Annotated in this window: 23 protein-coding genes; 12 read left to right on the top strand and 11 right to left on the bottom strand. The window is 35.5% G+C overall.

The features are described from left to right. Positions 1 to 41 precede the first annotated feature (41 nt). Genes K5G00_RS25155 through K5G00_RS25140 form a run of 4 tightly spaced genes read left to right on the top strand, consistent with a single transcriptional unit; the run spans position 42 to position 3,833 of the window. Positions 42 to 1,526, top strand: a complete 1,485-nt coding sequence (locus K5G00_RS25155) for a lipopolysaccharide biosynthesis protein (RefSeq protein ID WP_238769272.1) — start codon at positions 42 to 44, stop codon at positions 1,524 to 1,526. A gap of 27 nt (positions 1,527 to 1,553) precedes the next feature. Further along, positions 1,554 to 2,003 (top strand): RpiB/LacA/LacB family sugar-phosphate isomerase, encoded by a 450-nt coding sequence (locus tag K5G00_RS25150; RefSeq protein WP_238769271.1) that lies wholly within the window; start codon positions 1,554 to 1,556, stop codon positions 2,001 to 2,003. 1 nt (position 2,004) lies between these two features. Continuing rightward, a complete protein-coding gene (locus K5G00_RS25145) occupies positions 2,005 to 3,375 on the top strand; it encodes a lactate utilization protein B (RefSeq protein WP_238769270.1) in 1,371 nt (456 codons plus the stop codon). A gap of 14 nt (positions 3,376 to 3,389) precedes the next feature. Continuing rightward, on the top strand, positions 3,390 to 3,833 hold the full coding sequence (locus K5G00_RS25140) for an RrF2 family transcriptional regulator (RefSeq protein ID WP_238769269.1): 444 nt from the start codon (positions 3,390 to 3,392) through the stop codon (positions 3,831 to 3,833). On the opposite strand, the gene K5G00_RS25135 is transcribed toward K5G00_RS25140, so the two are convergent. Next, positions 3,830 to 4,207 carry a VanZ family protein gene (locus tag K5G00_RS25135; protein WP_238769268.1) on the bottom strand — a complete coding sequence of 126 codons (378 nt, stop codon included), beginning with the start codon at positions 4,205 to 4,207 and terminating at the stop codon, positions 3,830 to 3,832. The two genes, K5G00_RS25140 and K5G00_RS25135, sit on opposite strands and share 4 nt — an antisense overlap. Positions 4,208 to 4,247: 40 nt before the next feature. Between K5G00_RS25135 and hemW the strand changes: the two genes are divergently transcribed. From hemW to K5G00_RS25110, 5 genes are all read left to right on the top strand, one after another. Next, the gene (gene hemW, locus K5G00_RS25130; protein ID WP_238769267.1) at positions 4,248 to 5,375 is read left to right on the top strand and encodes a radical SAM family heme chaperone HemW; all 1,128 of its coding nucleotides are present in this window, start codon (positions 4,248 to 4,250) and stop codon (positions 5,373 to 5,375) included. 109 nt (positions 5,376 to 5,484) lie between these two features. Further along, complete coding sequence (dut, locus tag K5G00_RS25125) at positions 5,485 to 5,919, top strand: dUTP diphosphatase (RefSeq protein WP_158866114.1); 435 nt, start codon at positions 5,485 to 5,487, stop codon at positions 5,917 to 5,919. A gap of 4 nt (positions 5,920 to 5,923) precedes the next feature. Beyond that, positions 5,924 to 7,693, top strand: coding sequence for a tetratricopeptide repeat protein (locus tag K5G00_RS25120; RefSeq protein WP_238769266.1), 1,770 nt, complete (start codon positions 5,924 to 5,926; stop codon positions 7,691 to 7,693). Beyond that, the gene (locus tag K5G00_RS25115; RefSeq protein WP_238769265.1) at positions 7,694 to 8,584 is read left to right on the top strand and encodes a DUF4292 domain-containing protein; all 891 of its coding nucleotides are present in this window, start codon (positions 7,694 to 7,696) and stop codon (positions 8,582 to 8,584) included. A gap of 40 nt (positions 8,585 to 8,624) precedes the next feature. Next, a complete protein-coding gene (locus tag K5G00_RS25110; protein ID WP_238769264.1) occupies positions 8,625 to 9,818 on the top strand; it encodes a murein hydrolase activator EnvC family protein in 1,194 nt (397 codons plus the stop codon). Here K5G00_RS25110 and K5G00_RS25105 read toward each other — a convergent pair. The 3 genes from K5G00_RS25105 to K5G00_RS25095 form a co-directional block, all read right to left on the bottom strand. Continuing rightward, a complete protein-coding gene (locus tag K5G00_RS25105; protein ID WP_238769263.1) occupies positions 9,790 to 10,587 on the bottom strand; it encodes a class I SAM-dependent methyltransferase in 798 nt (265 codons plus the stop codon). The two genes, K5G00_RS25110 and K5G00_RS25105, sit on opposite strands and share 29 nt — an antisense overlap. Positions 10,588 to 10,626: 39 nt before the next feature. After that, a complete protein-coding gene (locus K5G00_RS25100) occupies positions 10,627 to 10,962 on the bottom strand; it encodes a hypothetical protein (RefSeq protein ID WP_238769262.1) in 336 nt (111 codons plus the stop codon). Between the two features lie 123 nt (positions 10,963 to 11,085). Continuing rightward, positions 11,086 to 11,787 carry a Crp/Fnr family transcriptional regulator gene (locus K5G00_RS25095; protein WP_158866103.1) on the bottom strand — a complete coding sequence of 234 codons (702 nt, stop codon included), beginning with the start codon at positions 11,785 to 11,787 and terminating at the stop codon, positions 11,086 to 11,088. A gap of 152 nt (positions 11,788 to 11,939) precedes the next feature. Here K5G00_RS25095 and K5G00_RS25090 point away from each other — a divergent pair, with 152 nt between their 5' ends. Then, positions 11,940 to 12,356 (top strand): OsmC family protein, encoded by a 417-nt coding sequence (locus K5G00_RS25090; RefSeq protein ID WP_238769261.1) that lies wholly within the window; start codon positions 11,940 to 11,942, stop codon positions 12,354 to 12,356. A 46-nt stretch (positions 12,357 to 12,402) separates the two neighbouring features. On the opposite strand, the gene K5G00_RS25085 is transcribed toward K5G00_RS25090, so the two are convergent. The 4 genes from K5G00_RS25085 to K5G00_RS25070 form a co-directional block, all read right to left on the bottom strand. Beyond that, a complete protein-coding gene (locus K5G00_RS25085; protein WP_262921442.1) occupies positions 12,403 to 14,793 on the bottom strand; it encodes an outer membrane beta-barrel family protein in 2,391 nt (796 codons plus the stop codon). A gap of 135 nt (positions 14,794 to 14,928) precedes the next feature. Next, positions 14,929 to 15,840: an outer membrane beta-barrel protein gene (locus K5G00_RS25080; protein WP_238769259.1), complete on the bottom strand. Its 912-nt coding sequence runs from the start codon at positions 15,838 to 15,840 to the stop codon at positions 14,929 to 14,931. 213 nt (positions 15,841 to 16,053) lie between these two features. Next, positions 16,054 to 17,142 carry a hypothetical protein gene (locus K5G00_RS25075; RefSeq protein WP_238769258.1) on the bottom strand — a complete coding sequence of 363 codons (1,089 nt, stop codon included), beginning with the start codon at positions 17,140 to 17,142 and terminating at the stop codon, positions 16,054 to 16,056. Beyond that, positions 17,142 to 17,627 (bottom strand): RNA polymerase sigma factor, encoded by a 486-nt coding sequence (locus K5G00_RS25070; RefSeq protein ID WP_238769257.1) that lies wholly within the window; start codon positions 17,625 to 17,627, stop codon positions 17,142 to 17,144. Before K5G00_RS25070 ends, K5G00_RS25075 begins: the two co-directional genes overlap by 1 nt. A gap of 179 nt (positions 17,628 to 17,806) precedes the next feature. Between K5G00_RS25070 and K5G00_RS25065 the strand changes: the two genes are divergently transcribed. Continuing rightward, positions 17,807 to 18,667: a TraB/GumN family protein gene (locus K5G00_RS25065; protein ID WP_238769256.1), complete on the top strand. Its 861-nt coding sequence runs from the start codon at positions 17,807 to 17,809 to the stop codon at positions 18,665 to 18,667. A gap of 92 nt (positions 18,668 to 18,759) precedes the next feature. Here K5G00_RS25065 and K5G00_RS25060 read toward each other — a convergent pair whose 3' ends face one another. The 3 genes from K5G00_RS25060 to K5G00_RS25050 all read right to left on the bottom strand — a co-directional run bounded on the left by K5G00_RS25060 (position 18,760) and on the right by K5G00_RS25050 (position 22,307). Then, positions 18,760 to 19,785 carry a branched-chain amino acid aminotransferase gene (locus K5G00_RS25060; RefSeq protein ID WP_317235568.1) on the bottom strand — a complete coding sequence of 342 codons (1,026 nt, stop codon included), beginning with the start codon at positions 19,783 to 19,785 and terminating at the stop codon, positions 18,760 to 18,762. Positions 19,786 to 19,991: 206 nt separating this feature from the next. Continuing rightward, positions 19,992 to 20,789, bottom strand: a complete 798-nt coding sequence (locus tag K5G00_RS25055; RefSeq protein WP_238769254.1) for a DUF2797 domain-containing protein — start codon at positions 20,787 to 20,789, stop codon at positions 19,992 to 19,994. 33 nt (positions 20,790 to 20,822) lie between these two features. Then, positions 20,823 to 22,307 (bottom strand): M28 family peptidase, encoded by a 1,485-nt coding sequence (locus tag K5G00_RS25050; protein ID WP_238769253.1) that lies wholly within the window; start codon positions 22,305 to 22,307, stop codon positions 20,823 to 20,825. Positions 22,308 to 22,486: 179 nt separating this feature from the next. On the opposite strand from K5G00_RS25050, the gene K5G00_RS25045 reads away from it, so the two are divergent. Further along, positions 22,487 to 22,888 carry a DUF1761 family protein gene (locus K5G00_RS25045; RefSeq protein ID WP_238769252.1) on the top strand — a complete coding sequence of 134 codons (402 nt, stop codon included), beginning with the start codon at positions 22,487 to 22,489 and terminating at the stop codon, positions 22,886 to 22,888. Positions 22,889 to 23,014 lie beyond the last annotated feature (126 nt).

The following is a 23,014-nucleotide window of genomic DNA, read 5'->3' as shown; positions in this document are numbered from 1 at the left end:
AATAGATATGAATACTATCTTTGTTTGAAAATTTGAAGGATTTGAATCCATTTAAAAAACTTGCAGGTGACACCGTAATTTACGGAATGAGTAGCATTGTTGGCCGGTTTCTGAACTGGTGGCTGATGCCGCTTTATGTTTCGCTTTTTACACCTGAAGAGTATGGCGTTGTAACCAATCTGTATTCTTATGTGGCATTTTTTATGGTGTTGCTTACCTACGGAATGGAAACCGGGTATTTTCGTTTTGCCTCAAAAAACAGTGAACCGGAAAAGGTATATTCCACCTCACTTATTTCGTTATTTTTTACCTCATTATTGTTTTTACTTTTAGTAGTAGGATTTAAAGATACAATTGCAGCTTTAATTCAATATCCGAATCATTCGGAATATATTTTATGGTTTGCTGTAATTCTTTCTATAGATGCTTTTACCGCAATTCCTTTTGCCCGACTCAGATTGAATAACCGACCTTTAAAATTTGCATCTATTAAACTGGTAAACATTGGTTTTAGCATTGCCTTTAATTTATTTTTTCTTTTGTTATGTCCAAAAGTGTTGGAAAATAATTCTGATTCATTTTTAAATATTTTTTATTCGCCCGAAATAGGAGTGGGCTATGTTTTTATATCGAATTTACTTTCATCTTTGGTTACACTTTTATTATTGTTTCCCGAAATTATTAAGATTAACTTTCATTTTAGCAGGAAACTTTTGTTGAAAATGCTGAGTTATTCTTTTCCCATTTTAATTGTTGGTTTGGCAGGTATGGTAAATCAGAATATTGATAAAATTTTGATTCCCTTTTTGTTGCCTGAAAGTAAAAATCCGATGGAGCAGCTTGGAATTTACGGTGCAGCCGTTAAAATTGCTGTTTTAATGAACATGTTTATCCAGGCGTTCAGGTATGCTTTTGAGCCTTTTTTCTTTTCGCAGGCCGAAAGCAAAGACGATAAAAATATTCATGCCGACATTATGAAGTATTTTGTAGTGTTTGGTTTGCTTATTTTTTTGGGAATGACACTTTATATAGATGTCATAAAGTTAATTATTCCTGTTACTTATGAAGAAGGTTTTTCGGTTGTTCCGCTTATACTGTTGGCCAACTTATTTTTTGGAATTTATTTTGCCCTTTCCATGTGGTATAAGCTTACTGATTTAACACGTTTTGGGGCTTATATGGCTATTTTTGGTGCGGTAACAACCATTGTTTTAAATGTAATTTTAATTCCCGCATACGGTTACAAAGGCTCCGCATTTACTGTTCTTGTATGTTTTTTTACAATGATGGTGATTTCGTATTTTTTAGGGCAGAAGTATTATCCAATTCCATATAATTTAAAGCGGATAGGATTTTACTTTTTAATTGCGGGTGTTATCTTTTTCCTTTCATTTTTTACACACAATCTTCCCGGGAAAATAAAGTTTCCGATTCACACACTGTTTGTAATATTTTTTATTTATTCATTCTATATTCTGGAAAAAAGGAGAATTAGATCCTTATTTAAATTCAGTAAAAAGAAATAAATACCAAAAACTATTAAATTTGTCAGCATGAAAGATTTAGGAGGCAAAGCAATTGCCCTGGCAAGCGATCATGCCGGTTTTGATAAAAAACAGGTAACAATAAGATATTTGCAGGAAAAGGGAATATCCTACAAAGATTTTGGATGTTTTTCTGACGGAAGCTGTGATTATCCTGATTTTGCCCATAAAATAGGAAAAGCTATAGATAATGGCGAATATGAAACAGGTATAACTTTTTGTGGAAGTGGGCAGGGTATTAGTATTACAGCAAATAAATATCAGAATGTTCGCTCGGCTTTGTGCTGGAATGTTGAAATTGCAGTGCTTTCAAAACAACACAACGATGCGAATATTTGTGCTATTCCCGGTAGATTTGTTAATGAAAAAGAAACGATTAATATAGTAGAAGCATATTTATCTGCCGAATTTGAAGGCGGGCGTCATGCCAGAAGAATAAAAAAAATTCCTGTAAAGTAATATGTCGGAAAACAAAAAAATATTTCTGAAAGAATCCTCCATTTCTTTCGACAAAAAACATCGGAAGACGATAAATTTTAATATTTCGAGATATAATGCTGCCGTTGCCAAAGGAAAACTACGCTATAAAAATATGGAACTGGCAAAACAAAGGGCGTCTTATATAAAGTCGGATGTAGTAAAAAATTTGGCAACATATCTTGAAGAATTTGAAAGGAATGCTGAAAATAATGGGATAGAAGTTTTATGGGCTCGGGACAGTAAGGAAGCTATTGGTGAGATAAACCAGATTTTAAAGGAAAATGGTGCAAACTTACTGGTTAAAAGTAAATCCATGATTTCGGAAGAAATAGAGTTGAACGAAAATGTGGAGAAAATAGGAGTTGAGCCTGTTGAAACAGATTTAGGGGAATTTATTGTTCAGGTGGCGGATGAAAAGCCCTACCATATTTTAACTCCGGCCATGCATAAATCAAAAGAAGATGTTGCCCGGCTTTTTAACGAGAAATTTGATACACCGCTGCATTCAACTCCTGAAGAACTTACGCTTTTTGTTAGGGATAAGTTGAGAAAACAGTTTACATCGGCCGAAATTGGTGTAACCGGTGCAAATTTTCTTGTTGCTGATGTTGGTGGTATTGCGTTGACTGAAAATGAGGGAAATGGTTTGATGTCAGTTTCCTTTCCGAAAGTACATATTGTAATTTCGGGAATTGAAAAAGTTTTACCCTCAGTAAAAGATCTTCCGTTGTTTTTTCCCTTGCTTTCAGCTTTGGGAACAGGTCAGCAGGTTACTGTTTATAATTCACTCTTAACAGGTCCTAAAAAATCTAACGAAAATAACGGCCCTGAAAAGATGTTTGTGGTTTTGTTGGATAATAACCGAACCGAAATAGCTCAAACCAGCGAACAGTCGCAGGCGTTAAAATGTATCCGTTGCGGAGCATGTTTAAATGCCTGCCCCATATACCGAAATGTAGGAGGCTACACCTATAATACTACTTACAGCGGACCAATCGGGTCAATTATTTCCCCCTTCTTTAATGGTTTCAAAAATTACGATCACCTGAGTTTTGCATGTACCGTTTGTGGAGCATGTTCCGAAGTATGCCCGGTAAAGATACCTTTGCACGAATTGCTGCTTAACAACCGGAAAACAAGTGTAGAAATGAGCCAGAGTGGTTCAAAATGGGATTTTGGGATGAAAATGTATGAATTTGCCTTCAAAAAACGTAAAAACCTTGATACTGTTAATGGGAATGTTAAAAACAGTTTATTACATTTAAACCCGAAAATTTTAGGAAAAGAAAAAGCAAAACCCTCGTTTGCAAAACAGTCGTTTAGTAAATTAAAGAAGTTAAACAAAATTTAAAAACTGATATTGTTATGTTGTCGAATACTTGTAAATATGCACTCCGGGCATTGATATATTTGGGGAAATTTTCCGAAGATGATAAACGAATAGGGATTAAAAAGATTTCAGAGGATCTTGGACTTTCTTCTCCGTTTTTAGGAAAGATTTTACAGAACCTGGTAAAACAAAAGCTACTTGTTTCAACTAAAGGGCCAAACGGAGGATTTGCTATTGCAAAGAAAACAGATGAAATTACGCTTTGGGATATTGTTATAAAAGTTGATGGAGAAGAATTTTTTACCAACTGTTTAATTAGTCTGGAACCTTGTAAAACCCATGATCCTTCAAAACCATTGTGTCCGGTTCATGCACAATACGAAAAGTTAAGAGGAGAAATTTCCAGTTTTTATCAAAAAACTACTTTGGAAACTATTAGCAAGGATATCGACAAATTTGAAGACTTGGTGAGGCTTTAAAAAAATTTTTCCCACTTTTTCCCGGAAATAAAAAATTGAAAAGCTACGATCGAGAATAAAATCCCCGACATATTTGCTATAAAATCATATATATTACTGCTTCTGGTTGCTGAAATCGTTCGTTGAATTGATTCCAGAAAACCGCTTAATAAAATAGCAGTAAGAGGAGCCCAAAGTAAATATCTGGTTCCAAGCTTTTTAAATGGTCTGAATAACAACAGACTAAAAATAAAAAAAAGACCAAAATGAACCATCTTGTCAAAGTGGGGAATTTGTAACAGTGGTTTTACAGGAAGGTCTTTTGCAGGCAAAAATAAACCGTAGCATATTAATGCAAGCCAGATAAAAGGTTTTATAAAAAATGTAATTTTCACTTATTGGAAGTTTATATTTACAGGCAAATAAACAAAAAGTATGGCAGGTATTTATATTCATATCCCATTTTGTCGCCAAAAATGTTATTACTGCGATTTTTATAAAACTGTAAATACCGGGCAAACACCAAGATTTATCAAGGCTATTCAGCAGGAAGCCAGGAAAAGAAAAGATTATGTTGGCAGTGAAAAGATAAAAACCATTTATTTTGGAGGAGGTACACCTTCGGTTTTAAACGCGAACGAACTGGCAGAAATTTTACAATTTTTCAGAAAAGAGTTTGAAATTGAAAAAGAAGCTGAAGTTACATTTGAAGCCAATCCTGATGATTTAACTGTCAAATATTTAGAAACATTGTATAAGGCAGGAGTTAACCGTTTAAGTATTGGTTTACAGGCACTGCAGAATGAGCACTTAGAACGAATGAATCGTCGTCACGATGTTCAACAGGCAATTGCTTCGGTAACTGATGCCCAAAAAGCAGGTTTTCAAAATCTAAGTGTTGATTTAATTTATGGTTTGCCGGAACTTACAATAAAAGAGTGGAAAAGTACATTAGAACAGGTTTTTTCGCTTCCTTTTCAACATCTTTCTGCATATCATTTAACCTATCATCAGGGAACTCCTTTTTATACCTGGCTAAAAAAAGGAACGTTAAAAGAGCTGGACGAAAAGGAAAGTGTGGAACAATTTGAGATTTTAATAGAAACTGCGGAAAGATATGGATTTGAACATTACGAAATTTCAAATTTTGCCAAAGATCAACTCTATTCAAAACACAATACTTCGTACTGGACAGGCAAAAAATACCTCGGGCTAGGTCCGTCGGCTCACTCTTTCAACGGAAAATCGCGACGATGGAATATGGCGCATCTTGAAGGATATTTAAAAGCCCAGGAGAATAACTTGCCCTTTTTTGAAGAAGAAGTTCTTTCTGAAAATGAAAAGTTTAACGAATATATTTTAACCCGGATGAGAACAAAGTGGGGCGTCTCGGAGCAGGAGATTAAGAATATATTTGGTTTACAAGTATTAAATTCTTTTCAAAATGAAATAGAAAATTATTTGCGATTAGAATTGATAAAAAAAGAAAATGGAAATTTTACTTTTACACGAAAAGGACTTTTTATTTCAGATGACATTTTGTCAAATATGATGATTATTTAATTGTGATCCAATCAATTAAAATTTAGATGTATTTGATAAATAATGTTAATTCACACGGCATTCTCTGGTAAATTAGTATCTTAGCGGTCTTTTAAAATTCAGGTTTCAGATGCAGATTAAAATCGTTAATAAATCGAATAATGATTTGCCGGCTTATAGTACTGAGCTGTCGGCAGGAATGGACTTAAGAGCTTACCTTCAGGAGCCAGTGGTGCTAAAACCGCTTGAAAGAAAATTAATTCCAACAGGTTTGTTTGTTGAAATTCCCAAAGGATACGAAGCACAAATAAGACCAAGAAGCGGACTGGCATTAAAAAAGGGAATTACGGTTTTAAACACACCCGGAACCATTGATGCAGATTACAGAGGGGAAATTGGTGTTATTCTGATTAACCTTTCGCAAGAAGATTTTGTTATTGAAAATGGAGAAAGGATATGCCAGATGGTTGTGGCTGCTCATGAAACTGTGGAATGGAATTTGGTAGAGGTGTTGGAAGAAACAGTCAGAGGTGCAGGTGGTTTTGGCCACACCGGTAAAAATTAAAACAATGAAAAGAATAATATTTTGGGGTAGTGTTGTAGGGTTAACTTCATTGCTGTTTTCCTGCTCAGGGGTTAAAACTGTTGCACAGAAAGAACCAGTGGTTCAGGAAACGGAAGTTACTCTTACAGAAGAACAGGAATTAGACGAACGGAAACAGAAAGAGTTTGAATATTTATTTGTTGAGGCTTTAAAACAAAAGATGTTTGGAAATGCGCAAAAGGCAATCCAATTGTTGTCCAGTTGTCTTGATATTGATCCAAACTCTTCATCAGCAATGTATGAGCTGGCAAATATTCATGCGGCAAATAACGATTTTACAAGTGCTTCTTTGTTGCTTGAAAAAGCAATCAGTATCGATTCAGGTAATAAATGGTATAAATTGCTGTTGGCTCAAATTTATCAGAAACAACGAAAATTTTCTGAGGCAGCAGCAATATACACCGAACTGGTAAAAACCGATCCCGAGAACCTCGAATATTTGTATATGAGAGCGGCTTTGCTTGCCAATGCAGAGGAGTTTGAAGAGGCTGTTAAAGCTTACGATACAATGGAAGAAAAGACAGGAATTAATGAACAAATTTCTGTTGAAAAGCAACAAATTTATCTTTCCATGGGAAAGGTCGACGAGGCCTTTGAAGAAATAGAAAAACTTATTGAATACAATCCGGCAGAAACAAAGTATTACGGTTTACTCGCCGATTTGTATCAAAGCCAGGGAGATTCTGAAAATGCATTAAAGTACTACAAGAAAATTCAGGATATGGAGCCTGAAAATGGTTTTGTGCATTTTTCACTGGCGAATTTTTACCTGGAAAACGGGAATGAAGAAAAATCATTTGAAGAGACTAAAGAAGGATTTAAGAGTGAGGAAGTGGATATTCAGACCAAACTTCAAATGTATATGATGCTTACTTCCAATCGTGAAGAATCAAAAATAACCGATAAAAAAGAACAGGAGCTTATTCAATTGTTATTGGAACAATACCCCGATGAGTTTTTGGTTCGCACCATTTATGCCGATTATTTTTTGAAAAAGAATGAGCTGGAAAAAGCCCGTGAACAAATGCTGAAAGCTTTGGAAATTGAACAAAGTGACTACATGGTATGGGAACGTATTTTGTTTATTGATAACGATTTGCAGGATTGGGAAGGACTGTACAAACACAGTGAAAAAGCATTTGAATTATTTCCAAACCAACCACAAACCTACTTTTTGCACGCTATTTCCTGTATTCAACTCGAAAAATTTGAGGAAACCAAAACTATCGTGGAAGAAGGACTGGATTATGTTGTTGATAACCCACAATTGCAAGGTCAGTTTTTAATGTTAAAAGGAGAAGCAATTTATAAATTGGGAAACCAGGAGGAGGCTTTTGGATTTTTCGATAAAGCTGTTGAACTTGACCCTGATAACTATATTGCACTTAATAATTATGCTTACTATCTGTCGGTTGCAGGAAGGAACCTGGATAAGGCAGAAAGGATGAGTGGGAAAGTGGTTGAACGCTTTCCGGATAATCCGACGTATTTGGATACACACGCCTGGGTGCTGTTTAAAAAAGGTGAATATTCTCTCGCAAAATTTTATATGCAATCTGCAATAAATAATGGAGGTCAGGATAACCCCACATTGCTGGAACATTTTGGCGATATTCTATTTATGCTTCAAAAACTGGATGAAGCCAAACAGTTCTGGGAAAAAGCAAAAAACAGCGGAAGTACTTCCGAGGTTTTGGAACGTAAAATAAAGGAACAAAAATACATTGAGGAATAAATGAAGGTAGGTTTGATAGGCGGAATAAAGTTTCCGTTTTTTATGATTCTACTCGGGCTTTTAGGATTTTCTTCTTGCCGTACTGCACGAAATATTGAAATGGTCGAGGCAAAACCTATGAGCACCGGAAAACTGCTAAAACAAGTAGAAAAGAATGCTTTTGATTATAGTTATTTTTCAATTAAAAGAATTAACTGTCAGTTTTCCGATAATTTTTCAAAAGCCAGTTTTAAAGTAAACCTTAAAGCACACCGCGACAATAAAATTTTGGTTTCAATAAGTAAACTAAATATTCCGGTAGGAAGAGTTTTGCTTACTCCCGACAGTGTAAAATATGTAAATTATATCGATAAAAATTTTTTTACCGATGACTATTCCTATTTAAGTAAAGTATTGAATATTGACCTTGATTTTGCCACCATTCAGTCTATTATTTCGAACAATGCGTTTTCTTACAGAAATGATCCGAAAGACCGTGACTTTAAAACATTTGATTCGTTTATCGAAAACGGACATTACGTGCTTCAGTCAGAGAAAGAGAGAAAGTTGGTAAAGATAGAAGAGAAGGGAAAAACGGCTAAAGCAGATCGCAGGTTAAAACGATTGGATGAGGATGCTTTGATTCTTCAAAAAATGTTTTTTGAACCGGTAAATTTCGCTTTAACAAAGCTAATTATCGAAGATAAAACAAACGAACGGCAGTTATTACTTACATTCGACGATTTTGAAGAATTTGAGAAAAAGGATTATCCGGGCCTGATTGATATGAATTTCAATTCGCCCGAAAATGATGTGAACCTGAAAGTAAGAATGAGTGGTTTTTCTGCCGAAAAAGTAAAATCTTTTAGTTTGAGAATTCCCGAGAAATATGAAGAGATCAGGGTAAATTAAATAAGTTTCTTTTACATTAGAAGAACCAAATTTTAAGGTAATGAAAACTCTGGTTGTAACAAGTATCGTTTTATTTTTTGTACATACGGTTTGTTATGCCCAGTCATTGTCTGATCTTAAGAAGAAAAAAGAGGAAGCCGCTGCCGAAATAGAATACACTACAAAATTGCTAAATGAAGCGGAAAAAAGCGAAAAAACATCGCTGAGCCAGCTTAGGCTTTTAAATAATCAAATTCACCAGAGAAACATTGTAATCAACAATACAAGAGAGGAGATTAACGTTTATCAGGAATTTATTGATAATAATACGCTGGTAGTAAAAATGCTGGAAGAAGATATACAAAAGTTAAAGGAAGAATATGCGGAAATGATTCGTTCGGCATACCGGAATAAAAATGCCAACGACAATGTTATGTTTCTTTTATCGGCCGAAGATTTTAACCAGGCTTACCGCAGGTATTTGTATTTGAAACAGTACACCAATCAAAGAAAAACGCAGGCTGAGACGATAAATTCCGTTCAGGAAGTGTTAACAGAGAGCAGTAAAAAGCTGGAAGAACAAAAAGTAACCAGGCAGCAATTGATTGGTGAAACACGGGAAGAGACTCAAAAACTGACAACAGAAAAACAACAACAAAATCAAGAGCTTCAGAAGTTACAAAAACAGCAACGTAGTTTGCGGCAAAAGTTGAACCAGCAGCGCCGGGTGGAACAACAACTAGAGGACGAAATTCAGAGGATAATTGAAGAAGAAACCCGCAAGAATACTGACGCCGGAGCGCCGGCATTTGCTTTAACTCCCGAACAAAAACTGGTTGGTGACAATTTTGAACAGAATAAACGACTTCTTCCCTGGCCGGTTGAAAGAGGTGTTATTACTGAACATTTTGGAATTCATTCTCATCCGGTTTTAAAAAATGTGCAAATTCGGAACAACGGGATCAATATCGCCACAGAAACAGGTTCAAAAGTGCGAGCGATATTTAACGGAGAAGTCACTCGTGTTTTTGGTATCACCGGAGGAAATACAGCTGTTATTATTCGTCATGGTAATTACCTCACCGTTTACTCCAACTTGAGAGAAGTAGTGGTTAAAAAAGGAGATATAGTGGCAACCAAACAGATCATCGGAACGGTTTTTACCGATTTGGAAGACGGAAATAAATCAATTCTTAAGTTTCAGATTTGGCGTGAAAATCAAAAACTCAATCCTGAGGAGTGGATTGTGAAATAACATAATACATAGCTGTAGTAAAAAAATTTCGCAACCACGGAATTGAAGAAATTAATTTAGATTGTGTCCGTGGTTTCAGGCCAAATTTTGTTTCATAATTTGGATTTATAAAATAGTAAGTTCGTTTGTCAATGCTATATTTTTCCTGTTTGATTATTTTTTCGAATCTTTCAATTGAAATACCGGTATTTTTTATATCGATAAGTTCATCTATTCTTTTTTCATTTTCACCAAAAATTTTTAATATAAATTTATAAATGCCGTAGGGTAATAAATGAAAATAAGGTAGTTTGGATAGCAATTTATTTCCGCAAATTTGCTGGTGTCCGCCAAAAGGATTTTGCCACGGAGGAAAAGCAAGAAAAAATTTACCTCCAGGTTTTAAAAAACGTTTTACAAAGCCCATAAATTTTTCTTGATTTGGAATGTGTTCAATCACATCGCGCATGAAAATCAAGTCGTATTTTTTGCCTGAAGAATCGTATTTATAAATGTCTTCACAAATTAACTCGAGGTTATTTCGGTTTTTGTGATCTGCATAAAATTTTTCAGCCGTTTCAATTCTCCTGCATGAAATGTCTATTCCCGTTGTCTTACAACCAATATCCAAAAAAGGTTTGAGATTGCCTGCCTCTGCACAACCAATTTCCAGAACTTCTGTTTTTGCTTCGATTTTTATAAAATCAGTTAAATAGGGAATTACATATTTGCCTGTGGTAATTCCCTGTTCTTCAAAATATTTATTTTTATTCGTGTGTCTTTCCTGCATTTTTTAATTTTATTTTTTGCAATATAGAAATTTAAGATATTATTGAGAAGAAGAAACATTCTGTCGTGTTTCTATACTTTCTAACTTATTCAGGATTTCCATCATAACCGGGTTTTCGGTAGATGCATTTCTCATTTCTTCTTTCCTCAGTCCAAGCTTTGTATCCAAACGGCCCAAAACGAGCGAGAAAAACATAAATAAAATCATTATAACCGGATAGGTAACAAACTTGTTTTCATCGAGAAAATGCCTCACACTTTCGTTTTCAAAATCATTTAAAAACATAAAAGCAATCATAACAAAACTGATGTAACCGATGTACATTCTCGCGCGGTCAATGTATATTTTCCAACGAACAAATGTTCTTCTGTTCATTTGGATACCGAATAATTTCATAATCTTAAATGGTTAATTGTTATTGAATTCAATACGTTGTAGTAAACGTTAGACAGGACTAAAAAGTATGGTACAAAAAAACCGGCATTTTGCCGGTTTATATTAAATATTTGCAACTCTTCTTAAACTGTGTATATCTAAGAATTTTATTTTTCTACCCTGTAATTCAATTAATTTATCCTGTTTAAATTCTGATAGTAAACGTATTACGGATTCAGTGGCGGTTCCGACCATATTTGCCAACTCCTCGCGTGTGAGGGAGATTTGAAGTGTATTCTGATTGTCCAAATCAAAATTCTCTTTTAGAATGAGCAAAACTTCTGCCAGTCTTTCGCGAACAGTTTTTTGTGCAATATCGGTGATATAATCATTGGCTTCGCGCAATTCGCCACAAACAATTTGCAGCATGTGATGTGAAAATTGCCAGTTGCTTTGAATAAGGTATAAAAGGGTTTGATACGGAACATGACAAAGAACGGCCTCATCAATAACTTTTGCGGTGGTACACGCCAACTCCTGGCTTAGTAATGAACGGTAAGCGATTATTTCACCTCTCTTGGCAAATCTGATTATCTGTTCTTTTCCGTCGATTCCGGTTTTAAATATTTTAATAATTCCACGTGTTACACAAAAAAATCCGGTCAGCCTGCTACCCTCCCGATAAATAACCGTACCCTTCTTATAAAGAGAGCAGGTTTTTTCATAATTCAAGCGGTTAAATTCCTCTTCTGTCAGTTTTTTAAATAGTTGAAAACCGCTCAAATTTGTTTCTTCTTCCGTTGGCCTTTTAATTGCACTTCTCATTTCCGTTTAATGTTAAATTCAAATAAACAAAATTTTAAAAACGCGTTAAATATACAATATCAGGCAATTTTAGTAAAACTATTTATGTAGATAGTTAGATGTTGTATATTTGCGATGCAAATTAAGTGAAAACTATTTAAAAACAAGATATTATGAAACATGTTGTAGATATGTCGTGGACTGATAAAGTGGCCTTTGAAGCAGATATGGATGGGCACAAAATCGTTGTTGATGCGGATAAAGAAAGCGGAGGCAGCGATTTAGGCTACAGACCCAAAAGGCTGATGTTATCTGCCCTGGCCGGTTGTACGGGTATCGACGTAATTATGATTTTGAAAAAAATGAAAGTTGAACCTGAAGCTTTCAACGTGATTGTTGAAGCGGATGTAACCGATGAGCATCCAAAACACTATACAAAAATGAAGGTAGTTTATCAGTTTAAAGGGAAAGATTTACCTGTTGAAAAACTGGAAAAGGCGGTTAAATTATCGGAAGAAAAATATTGTGGAGTAACTGCTGTTTATAAAAAAGCCATGGAAATGGAAACCGAAATCAGGATTATCGAATAATTTTAAGTGAAAAATACCGGATTATAATTCCCGGTATTTTTATGTTTTATTTTTGGTTGTCAAAGATATAGGCCAGTTTGAACGAGAAATAAGGTTCTTCTTTGTATTGTGTTTTTATGAAAAATCCTTCTCCTGTTTTAGTTGTAGTGTATTTTTCACTTGAAAATATGTCATTGTAAACAACAGTTATAATCCACTTTCCTTCGCAAAATTCCTTTTTTAGTGCCAGGTTTGAGACAAAAAAAGCGTCGCGTTTGGTCTGGGCACTCTGGTAGGGGCTGTTGTATTTTAAATCCCATTTTAAAGTAAATAATTTTGGCAAAAGAAATGTGTTGTTCCATCGCGTGTCTGTTTTGAACTGCTTTTGTGTTTTCTGAATTTTTTCAAAATTTATATTCAATTTGTAAGAGTAAAGACTGGCACTCAGATTAGCGTTCCACCATGGGAAAATATACGCACCTCCCATTAACTCAATGCCGGTACTCCATGATTGCCCAACATTTTCAGGAGAAATTACCAACATATTTCCGGCGCTGGTATGAGAATAGTTTTGAGTAACATTCATGGTCTTTCGTGTAAATATTTCTGTTGAAATAAAATTTTTGTCCCATGATTTTTTGAAGCCTGTTTCCCAGGCGTTGGTATATGAAGGGAGTACATCGTCATTTCCGGTGTAATAAGAATACGGAGTTTCATATTGTTCCAAGGGTACCAGTTTCCAATAATTTGGGCGTTGAATCCGACGTGAATAGCTTGTGAAAATTTGCTGGGTTTCTGAAAAATTGTAGGTAGTATGTACTGATGGAAAAAAATCAGTAAACCGGTTTCTTGTGGGTGTGGTTACACGAATGCCAGCTTCATTTTCAAAACTATAATCAGAGCGCCGGTTGGTAAATTCTACACGTATTCCGGCCTGGATGGCCATTTTTTCACCTTCTCGTTTTAACAAAATATACGGAGAATAAACATCCTGAATAAAATCGACGATTTGGTTGATAGGCGCATCGTCGTATTTGGTAATGTTTTTATTTGCATCGAAAGTACCACTTTTCGAAGTAATTTCCGGAATATGGTCTGTGCTTATTTCTGCTCCGGTTTCCATCGTTATTTTTTTATTCAACGGTATTTTGTAGTTCAGTTTTCCTTCAATCGTTGTTTCTTGGTGTTCGGAGCCAATAAAACCTTCTCTTTTAGTAAAGGTATCGTATATCTGCTGGTCGTACTGGCGGTCGAACAAGTCAGTAACGTATCCTGAATAATCGATATATGCCGAAAATAAATGCGACCTGTCTTTTTTAAATGTATGTTCGTAGGTAAGTGTTCCTCCAACATACTGGTAATTACAATTGTAAAGGCTGTTCAGGTAATAAGTTGAATCAGTGGTTTCACCATTTTTATTTGTAATCTGTTCGGTAACCCAGCCTTTTTTCCTGTTTTTTTGCTTCGTTTTTGTTGGATTAACATAGCCGGAAAAATCAATATAATCTTTATTCGTTAAATCGTAATTAAAGCCCATCTCGATGTTTGAGTTCGTTTGCCCGTGTTTCGATTTAATTTCAGAAGTTGTGTTATAGGTGATTTCATCATCAATAATTGTTTGCCGGGAATTTTCATTGTATTTTTCCCATACATCCCCGGACCAGTATGTATTGAGATACCAGCCGTTTTTTTCGTTTTTGTTATCGATCGAAAACATCCATTGATATGCACTTCGCGTGTCAGCTTTCAAACTGGTATTGATGGCGTAACCTTCCAGACGGTTTTTTTTCAGAATAATCTGGATAATTCCGGCGGTTCCTTCTGCATCGTATTTTGCTGATGGATTGGTAATCACTTCAATTTTGTCAATACGGGAAGCTGGTAACTGGCGAAGTTTTTCTGTTCCGTTGGCAGCAGGATGACCGTTAATATAGACTTTAAAAGTTCCCTCTCCACGATAGGTCAGGTTTCCTTCCAGATCCAACTGGACGGACGGAACATTTTCCAGCAAATCAATTGCTGCATCAGCACCCGGAAAACTTCCGGCATCAATTACTTTTCTGTCCACTTTATAAGTCATAGGTGGTTTTGTACTTACTATTGTTAGTTCATCAAGGTTTTCTGAAAGAACTTCAAGTGCAATTTTGCCCAGTTCACGGGTTCCGGGCTGTAATAAAACATTGTCGATAATAACCGACTGGTAACCAATAAAACTTATTTTAATTCGGTATTTTCCGGTTTTAATGTCTTGAATTGAAAATATACCCTCTTCGTTGGAAATCGTTCCTGTTAAAGGTGCTGAATCGTTTTCTGAAAAAAGACCAATATTGGCATATGCGATGGATTCATATGACATTTTATCTATAATTTTTCCATTTATAGTGCATTTTTGAGCAGCTAAATAAGTATGGTAAAAATTTGTGTATAAGAGGATTAAAAGGATTGTTTTGGTTTTCATAACAAAAAAATAGCAATAGAAGGCTGGTTATAAGCCAAACTTTAGATTGTTTTCATGGAATATATTTAAACCTTAAAGCCTTTTCTAAAAAAGCTTTAAGGTTTAAACAAAGTGTTTTTTTTTAGTTGATAAATTTTAAATATTAGGGAAAGAAATGCCAATCATGAGGGGATAAAGTTCTGGACCTTTTCCGTCGCTAAACAACGGAGTCATGCTATAATTGGCGAATATACAGAGGTCGCCAAAACCAATTCTTCCCGTGAGTTCGTATTTGAAGGTGTTGATGTTAAAATTACTTCTTAGTTTTTCTTTGTCTTTGCGGTATTTATATTTTGTGTGAGAACCGATGTTAATTCCACCTATTACACCTCCGGCAACGTATAAACGGGAACCTCCCATACGAAGTGGTGTTTTTATTTCAAATATTAAAGGAGCTGTTAAGTAGGACATTGTAAGTTTTGATTTTTTTAAGCCGTCGGGATCGATCGGAACAGGAACAATCATACCATCTCCATTTTCTTTTTCGATGGTAATGGCACGATCAAATGTATAATCCGAAAAACTAAAGCCAAGCCCGGTAACAAGTCCAAAATTATTTCTTTCGTTTTTGAATGCCCATTCTGCAAAATTAAAGTTCCAGGTAAGTGATTTTCCGGGAATGAGGTCAAAAAATTCATCGCCTCCGTAAAGTGAATAATCAGTATCATAAAACATATTCATTCCAACTTCAATACCCGCCCAGTGCGGGTTAAAACTTCCTGACCAATGTTTTTCACGTGGTTCTTTACTTACATTTATGTGAGTTCCGTTCCAGTTGTCGACAACATCAAAAGTGCGTCGACCAATGCGGATGTGTGTTGTATCACCCCAGTCATCAGTTATAACTTCAACTCCTCTGTCGTTACCAACCTTTACCTTGGTTCCATCTTCGTTCTCAACAACAGTAACAACATTTTTTTTCAACATTTTAACTTCTGTTGTATCTCTTTGTGCAAAAGCGTTCATGACTATTACGCTGCACAAAATTACGGTAATTAATTGTTTCATTTGTTTTAAATTTTTGTTTCTGTAGCTGTGACGGTCAGGTGCTCTGAAAAGTTACAGAAGAAGGAAAACTGTTTGTAAATAAATATAGGTCTGGAAAAAATATTACAAATTGTTTTCCGATAATAAGAATAAAAATAGATGTGAAACAAATCTCCTGAGCAGGGTTGAACGTAGAATATTTTAAAGTTTATCTTTTCTATTTTAACCGGAGGGCTATTCTCCGGCGTCTTCGTCGTGTGTAGGAATAGAAAATGCCAGCAAACGGGAGTCGTAATTTATTTCTGTGATCTTGCCGTTTTTGTTGGTTTCGTAACTCAAATTGTCTTTTGTAATGTTTGACACAAGGTTTAAGCCTGCTTTTTTAATTTTATTTAGAGAAAGTTTATCAATTCCGGTTTTTTCTTTTACAACATCTGCCAAAAGTCTTTCTTCGTAAGCGGGTGTTTCTATACTATTTAATTTCATCGTAGCAAGAGGAACATCCGAAATTGTTGTTTTTACTGAGGCTGTAATGCGACTCATTTCTGATGGTACCTCGAGTGGAATTCTATGCAAAGCAAGGTCTTCGCCTCCCATTCTACCTTTGGTCGTTTCACGCAGGCTTTTTGTTTCTTTTGCTTTTGGTGCAGGTTTTTTTACTACGGGATCAGTGGTCTTTATTTCTTTTTTTACCTTTTGTTCTTTTTCTTTTGTTTTGTCCTGTTCAACAGGAGTTTCTATGTTTTTGGTTTCTTTTGTAACCGGATCAGCATCTTTTTTCGTGTTATTTTTTTCTAATGAGGCAACCTGGCTGTCAGGAATGAGATTATTTGCTTTCTGATCGGTCAGAAGATAAACCATAAATGCCAAAGCTAATACTGCTGCTATTCTGGCTGACCACAACAAAACAGTTTTCCCGGCAGAATAATGATACAATTTTTGTTTTTTATTAAATACAAGCGACTCGTCGGGCTGGAGTTTTGTGTAACGAAACAGTACTTCTTCCTTCTTTTTTTCAGGGCGTTTTGAGAGATATTTTTCAAAGTTTTTCTTTTCTTTTTCCGAAATTTCACCTTCTAAACGTTCAATGGCTGCCTGGTTAAAAGCGTTTTCAGCGTCGTATTTTTCTTTATATAATTTCTTCTTTTGTGCAAATTCAATTTTTTCAGGAACAACAGAAACAGAATCAAAGAGAGAGAGTTCTTCTTTTAATTCAGGATTTTGCTGAAGAAATTCAATAAAATCATCTACCAACTTCTCGTTGAGATTACCTTCAAGATAGTCTACAAAATACGATTCGTAATTATTTTTATTGATCTTCATCACACAACAACTTCAATGTTTCCAATATATTTTTTCAAAAATACCCTCGCACGGTAAATATATACTTTCACCTGCGATTCGCTTAAGTTTGCCATTTCACCGATTTCCTGGTAAGAGTACCCTTCATAGTCGCGAAGAAGTAACACCATACGCTGAATTTCCGGTAATTTTTCTACAGCTTCTTTTAGTACCTCACTCAAATCAGAATAATTGTTTTCATGGCTTTCTTCAGTAAGTTTCAGGTCTTCTGAAAATGATGAACGTTTATCTTTACGAATAATGTCAATCATGGTGTGGTAAGCGGTGGTAAATAAATATGAACGCACTTTTTCGGCGTTTACATTTTCCACATTTTTCCACAACTTTTCGTAACTGTCCTGTACAATATCCTCAGCTCGCTGAACATCCTTAATGCTCTTTAAAACAAACCGGTATAACCGATCGGAATAAAGATCAACAGAGGAATTGTATTCGCTTATTGTCATTTGTTTTCAACACTGTTTACAAAAATAAGACGAAGAACTTTTTATATTGTTACAGTAAGAATATTGTTTTTTGCTCTAAACAACTCCAATGGAATGGCAATCGCTTAATGCTGTATTCAGAAAGATTTTACGCTTAAAAATGTATCTTTAAGTTTTTTAACCCAAAATCAAATAGCGCAATGAAACGTACAATTATTTCTGCTATTCTTATCCTGGTAATTTTTTTTCCGGTGTTTTCTCAATCTTCGGTTTATGTTATCGAAGACAAAAATGGAGCAAAAATCTTTGTTGGAGGCAGTATTCACAAGCTTCGCGAACAGGACTTTCCTCTTCCGGATGAATTTTTGAAAACGTTGGATAATTCCGAAATTCTTGTTCTGGAAACCGATATTTCCGAAGTAAATAATCCGGCAAATGCTCCGTATTTAATGGAAATCATGACATTTCAGGATGATAAAACATTAAAATCCGTTCTTAGTGAAAATGTTTACAACAAGCTCGATTCTGCCTGTGCCAATTATGGTATTCGGTTGGAAGGTATTCAAAAATTAAAGCCCTTTACTGTGATTCTGAATTTAACACAAATGGTATTGTTAAAAAACGGAGTCACAAAAGATGGGGTAGATGTTCAGTTAAGTGATGAGGCGAATAAAAAGGGGAAATCATTTTTGTATCTCGAAACATTTGAAGAACAGTTGAGTTTTATGAAACAATTAACACAGGTTAATGAAGATGATTTTGTTTTGTATTCTTTGAAAGATATAGAGCAAAACAATGCGATGTTTGATGAGATTATTGCTTCTTGGAAAACCGGGGATAAAAAAGTGATGCAGGAATTGAATAAAGAGTTTAAACAAACGTTTCCCGAAATCTATCAGTTTTTGCTTTTGGATAGAAATGACAACTGGATTCCACAACTTGAAGATTATTTGAAAACACCTGATACGGAATTTGTTGTTGTTGGAGCACTACATTTGTATGGCCCAGACGGAGTTCTCCAGCAAATGAAAGACAAAGGATATTTGGTAAAGCAACTATAAAAAAGCCTCGGAATTTCCGAAGCTTTGAATATAATATTTCTTTTTTTGAATCGACTTATAATTCCTCTCTTTGACCGGGGTGGCAGAGGTCTTTATTCCACAATTTCCACCCATCCGTGAGTATCTGGCTGGTCACCATATTGAATGGCCCGGAGTTTATTGTACAGTTTTGTGCTCCATTCTCCTGGTTCTTCACCATATTTAAACCATTTATCTTTATCCGAGTCGTAAACGCCTTTTATAGGCGAAATTACGGCTGCTGTTCCACATGCACCCACTTCTTCAAACTCAGCCAGTTCTTCATAAGGAACTTTCCGGCGTTCTACGTTTAATCCCATTTCTTCCGCTAAAACCATAAGGCTTTTGTTGGTTATCGATGGTAAAATAGAATCGGATAGTGGCGTAACATAGGTATTGTTTTTAATTCCGAAGAAATTGGCCGGCCCGCATTCGTCAAGGTATTTTTTTTCGCGGCTGTCGAGATACAATACTGCCGAAAATCCGTTTTCCTTGGCTTTTTTTCCTTCATACATACTGGCCGCATAGTTTCCACCAACTTTGTATTTTCCTGTTCCCTGTGGTGCTGCACGGTCGTATTCACGGTAAATTACCAAATCTGTGGGTTTAAATCCTTCAGGGAAATAAGGTCCGACTGGCATCACAAATACCATAAACAAATATTCTTCTGCAGGTTTTACTCCAATCTGAGGACCGGTACCAATTAACAGCGGGCGAATATAAAGTGCTGCCCCGCTTTCGTATGGCGGAACAAAACGTTCATTTTTTTTCACAGCAATGCGAACTGCTTCCATAAACTTTTCAACCGGAAGTTTTGCCATCAGGATTCCATCGCTTGAATTTTGCATACGTTTCGCGTTTTCATTCATCCTGAAAATCCGGATTTTTCCGTCTTTGCCTTTAAAAGCTTTGAGTCCTTCAAAAGCTTCCTGCCCGTAATGCAACGCCGTTGCCGACATATGAATATCAATCCGGTTAGAAGTACTAACTTCAAGTTCTCCCCATGCTCCGTTTTTAAAATAGCAACGTACATTATAGTCGGTGTCGCGATATCCAAATCCCAGATTTTTCCAGTCTAAGTTTTCCATTGTAGTATTTATTAAATCGGTTTTAGTTGAATTTGGTTATTAAACCAATTCTGTAGCAAATTAAAGAAATTTTATTTTTTTGTGATGCGAGAAAAGTCACGTAAATCGCTAAAATTGAAATGTTTTACAGCTATTTAATATTTGGTATATTTTAGAATATTTTGAAAATGAGTGGGTTTAGTTTTCATTTTGATAGGAAAATCGTTTTTTCTAAAAGATTAATAATTTACCTGTAAAAAATAACCATTATGCTTCCGAATGTTTAAAACCGTATCATTATCAAAAATTAAGTATTGCCCTTTAATACCTTTAACCATTCCTTCTATTTTCGGAGCTTTATCAAACGAAACGCTTTTTAGTTTTTTTGGATATTCGTTAACGGGATATTCAATCGATGTGATTTTATTATCTGGTTCAACATATTTTTGAAGTTCAGCAGGAAGAAGTTGAATTATTTTTTCTTTTTCCAGAAGAAGATCGATATGCTCTGCTACTTCGTTTTTTAGCATTGCCCGCCAGTTGGTTTTATCGGAAATGTGTTTTTTTAGGAAAATTTCTAAAATGCCGGCAATATGGCGGTTGGGTGTTTTGGCTAGTTTTATAGCGAAACTTGCTCCCTGATCAATCCAGCGCGTTGGTATCTGGTGCTCTCGAGTAACCCCAACTTTAATGTCGTTTGCAACGGCCAGATAAACAAAATGGTCAATGAGATCATGTTTTTTTGCCCATTCCATATCGCGTGCAATTCCAAGGTGCGATTTTGAAAGTTCGGGTCGGATAATTGATTCACTGGCCTCCGGGGCAGTTTGCAAACAGTTGTAGCAAAATCCTTGGTTAAAAGAGGTTTTGGTTATTTTTCCACAAGAAATACAGTTAATTTGACCTGTAAAATTCAATAAGATTTTCTGGCCAATCAGTTGGTTCATTTCAACTTCTTTTTCACCAACCGGGAAAAAATAATTTACCGGAGAGGCGAGCTGGGTTCGCATTTTGCGTATGTTGCCTTCGAGTTGCATTTTACTTTTTTATTGAAACTGTTTATTTCGGATTTAGTTCATTTTAATATTTTCATCATTCGCAATTCCCCGTATTCCAAGGTAAAGCAATTTTGCGGCATCTTCCATTATCTCAGGAGTGAGCACATCGGTTTTGTCAAGAGGTTGATGATAATGTACCGGGAAAACACTTTCCGAAGTATAAAGCGAAAAAGTGGTTATTCCTGCATTTTCAAAGTTTGAAGCATCGGAACGCGGACGTCCGTAGTTTTTTTTCCACTCCGAAGCCCCCATTTTCCGATGTAAATATTTAGTGTTTACTTTTTCAAAATGTGCGAATAGTTCGGGATAACTTTTTCCGTTGGCAATATGAAAGCCGGTACCATTACCAACCATATCAAGATTGATCATCAGAAGCGTTTTATCTATTGGGAAAAGCGGATTTTCAGCATAAAATTTACTTCCGTATAAACCACACTCTTCTCCGCCAAGTAAAATAAATAGTACTGTTCGTTTGGGTTTTATTTCCGATTCAGCAAAAGCTTTTGCAGCTCCCAAAATATCGGCAACACCTGAAGCATTGTCAAGTGCACTTGGAAATATTTCACCCAAATATCCCTGCCCGTCGAGGTGACCGCCAATAATAATTGCTTCGTTTTTAAGAACCGGGTCACTACCTTCTATTTTTCCAATTACGTTACATGCTTTTGCATCGGGAAAATATTGGGTTTTTGCCGTAATGGAAACGGTTTGATTTGCAGGCAAAGCAAATGATGGAGTTTTCATTTTGGAAAGTTCCGTTTTTATTTCTGAATAGTTTTTCCCTGCATCTGAAAAAATTTGTTCTGCAATGTTTTGATCGATGTGTGCATAAACAAAATTTTCAAGATTTACGGTATTCGGATTGGCCAGTTTGCTGATGTACAACATACCTGCAGCCCCGTGTTTAACTGCATTTCTGAATTTGTACCGGTGATAAGCGTATGGTGTCCAACTGGCTAGTGTTGTGTCGTTTTTGGCATATGGAATTCCTGATTCGAGCAGGATAATTTTGTCTTTTACATCCACATTTTTATAATCGTCATAATTTAATTCGGGTGCGGTAATCCCATAGCCTACATACACCAGATTTCCACTTACGGTTCCCGATGCAGAATTGGATCCAGGGAGATAATCATCCGAAAATTGAAGTTGAATTTCTTCACCTTTTTTAGGAGAATAAGTCACTTTTCCTTTTGTGAATACTTCTGAATATTCATTCGGAAAATACTGAAAATAACTTCCGTTGTTTGCCGGCAGAACACCCCATTCTTTAAATTTACCGGCACACCACTGCGCCGCTTCCAAATATTCAGGAGAACCCGATAAACGACCCTTGTATTTATCGGAACTTAATTCTTCGGCAAATTGTAAAATATCGTTACTCGAAATGGAATGAAAAGTATTTAGAATTTGTTCTGTTTCGGTGCTGCTTTGTGCAAAACCGGTGAAAACCAAGGGAATTAAAAAAAATGCTACAAGTAAATTTTTGAACTTCATTTTAGAGAATTTATACAAATCGTTAAAAATACTATTTTTTAAAAAGTAGAATTGAATATTCAAAAATTAGCTTCACATAAACTTAAAAAATTTAAATAGAGGAGTTTTATTACGATAATGCGTTAACCTTATAAATAATCGACGTAATTTTTACTTAACAAATTTAAAACGGAATTAATATGAAAATTTTACGAGGAACTATTTTTGGCGGGATTGCTTTTTTCTTTCTTGGATGGGTTGTCTACGGAATGTTATTAGCCGATTTTATGGCTGCTCATTCAGATGCCAGTTTGAACCGACCTGACGATCAGATGATTTGGTGGGCAATGATTTTATCCAACCTGGTTTTAGGACTGCTCGTAACACTGGTTTTGAAATGGTCAGGGGCAACGAGTATTGCTGATGGTATAAAAACCGGGGCAATTTTTGGTTTTTTAATGGGACTTACCATGGATTTAATGATGTATTCGATGACAACTCAGTATGATTTAACGGTTGTTTTTGTTGATGTTATTGTGTACACTATTCTTTTGGCTATTATTGGACTGGTAATTGTTTTAACCTGGGGAAAAGGAAAGTAGTTTTGATTGAAACCTTTAAATGATATACCGGAAGAGGCTGTCCAAAAAGGATTTTGTATTCGGGTAGGTATCTGAGAAATTTTTCAAATACTCAACTCTTCAAATACATAATCAGACTTTTGGGAC

The sequence above is a fragment of the Maribellus maritimus genome (assembly GCF_022267315.1).
Classification (GTDB): Bacteria; Bacteroidota; Bacteroidia; order Bacteroidales; family Prolixibacteraceae; genus Draconibacterium; species Draconibacterium maritimum.
Note: the sequence above shows the minus strand (reverse complement) of the source record. Positions and strands in the feature narration are given on the sequence as shown.

Excerpts from the sequence above, each read along its gene's own strand:
- K5G00_RS25150 (WP_238769271.1), top strand. The coding sequence starts at position 1,554 with ATGAAAGATTTAGGAGGCAAAGCAATTGCCCTGGCAAGCGATCATGCC.
- K5G00_RS25145 (WP_238769270.1), top strand. The coding sequence starts at position 2,005 with ATGTCGGAAAACAAAAAAATATTTCTGAAAGAATCCTCCATTTCTTTC.
- K5G00_RS25140 (WP_238769269.1), top strand. The coding sequence starts at position 3,390 with ATGTTGTCGAATACTTGTAAATATGCACTCCGGGCATTGATATATTTG.
- hemW (WP_238769267.1), top strand. The coding sequence starts at position 4,248 with ATGGCAGGTATTTATATTCATATCCCATTTTGTCGCCAAAAATGTTAT.
- dut (WP_158866114.1), top strand. The coding sequence starts at position 5,485 with ATGCAGATTAAAATCGTTAATAAATCGAATAATGATTTGCCGGCTTAT.
- K5G00_RS25120 (WP_238769266.1), top strand. The coding sequence starts at position 5,924 with ATGAAAAGAATAATATTTTGGGGTAGTGTTGTAGGGTTAACTTCATTG.
- K5G00_RS25115 (WP_238769265.1), top strand. The coding sequence starts at position 7,694 with ATGAAGGTAGGTTTGATAGGCGGAATAAAGTTTCCGTTTTTTATGATT.
- K5G00_RS25110 (WP_238769264.1), top strand. The coding sequence starts at position 8,625 with ATGAAAACTCTGGTTGTAACAAGTATCGTTTTATTTTTTGTACATACG.
- K5G00_RS25105 (WP_238769263.1), bottom strand. The coding sequence starts at position 10,587 with ATGCAGGAAAGACACACGAATAAAAATAAATATTTTGAAGAACAGGGA.
- K5G00_RS25100 (WP_238769262.1), bottom strand. The coding sequence starts at position 10,962 with ATGAACAGAAGAACATTTGTTCGTTGGAAAATATACATTGACCGCGCG.
- K5G00_RS25095 (WP_158866103.1), bottom strand. The coding sequence starts at position 11,787 with ATGAGAAGTGCAATTAAAAGGCCAACGGAAGAAGAAACAAATTTGAGC.
- K5G00_RS25090 (WP_238769261.1), top strand. The coding sequence starts at position 11,940 with ATGAAACATGTTGTAGATATGTCGTGGACTGATAAAGTGGCCTTTGAA.
- K5G00_RS25085 (WP_262921442.1), bottom strand. The coding sequence starts at position 14,793 with ATGAAAACCAAAACAATCCTTTTAATCCTCTTATACACAAATTTTTAC.
- K5G00_RS25080 (WP_238769259.1), bottom strand. The coding sequence starts at position 15,840 with ATGAAACAATTAATTACCGTAATTTTGTGCAGCGTAATAGTCATGAAC.
- K5G00_RS25075 (WP_238769258.1), bottom strand. The coding sequence starts at position 17,142 with ATGAAGATCAATAAAAATAATTACGAATCGTATTTTGTAGACTATCTT.
- K5G00_RS25070 (WP_238769257.1), bottom strand. The coding sequence starts at position 17,627 with ATGACAATAAGCGAATACAATTCCTCTGTTGATCTTTATTCCGATCGG.
- K5G00_RS25065 (WP_238769256.1), top strand. The coding sequence starts at position 17,807 with ATGAAACGTACAATTATTTCTGCTATTCTTATCCTGGTAATTTTTTTT.
- K5G00_RS25055 (WP_238769254.1), bottom strand. The coding sequence starts at position 20,789 with ATGCAACTCGAAGGCAACATACGCAAAATGCGAACCCAGCTCGCCTCT.
- K5G00_RS25050 (WP_238769253.1), bottom strand. The coding sequence starts at position 22,307 with ATGAAGTTCAAAAATTTACTTGTAGCATTTTTTTTAATTCCCTTGGTT.
- K5G00_RS25045 (WP_238769252.1), top strand. The coding sequence starts at position 22,487 with ATGAAAATTTTACGAGGAACTATTTTTGGCGGGATTGCTTTTTTCTTT.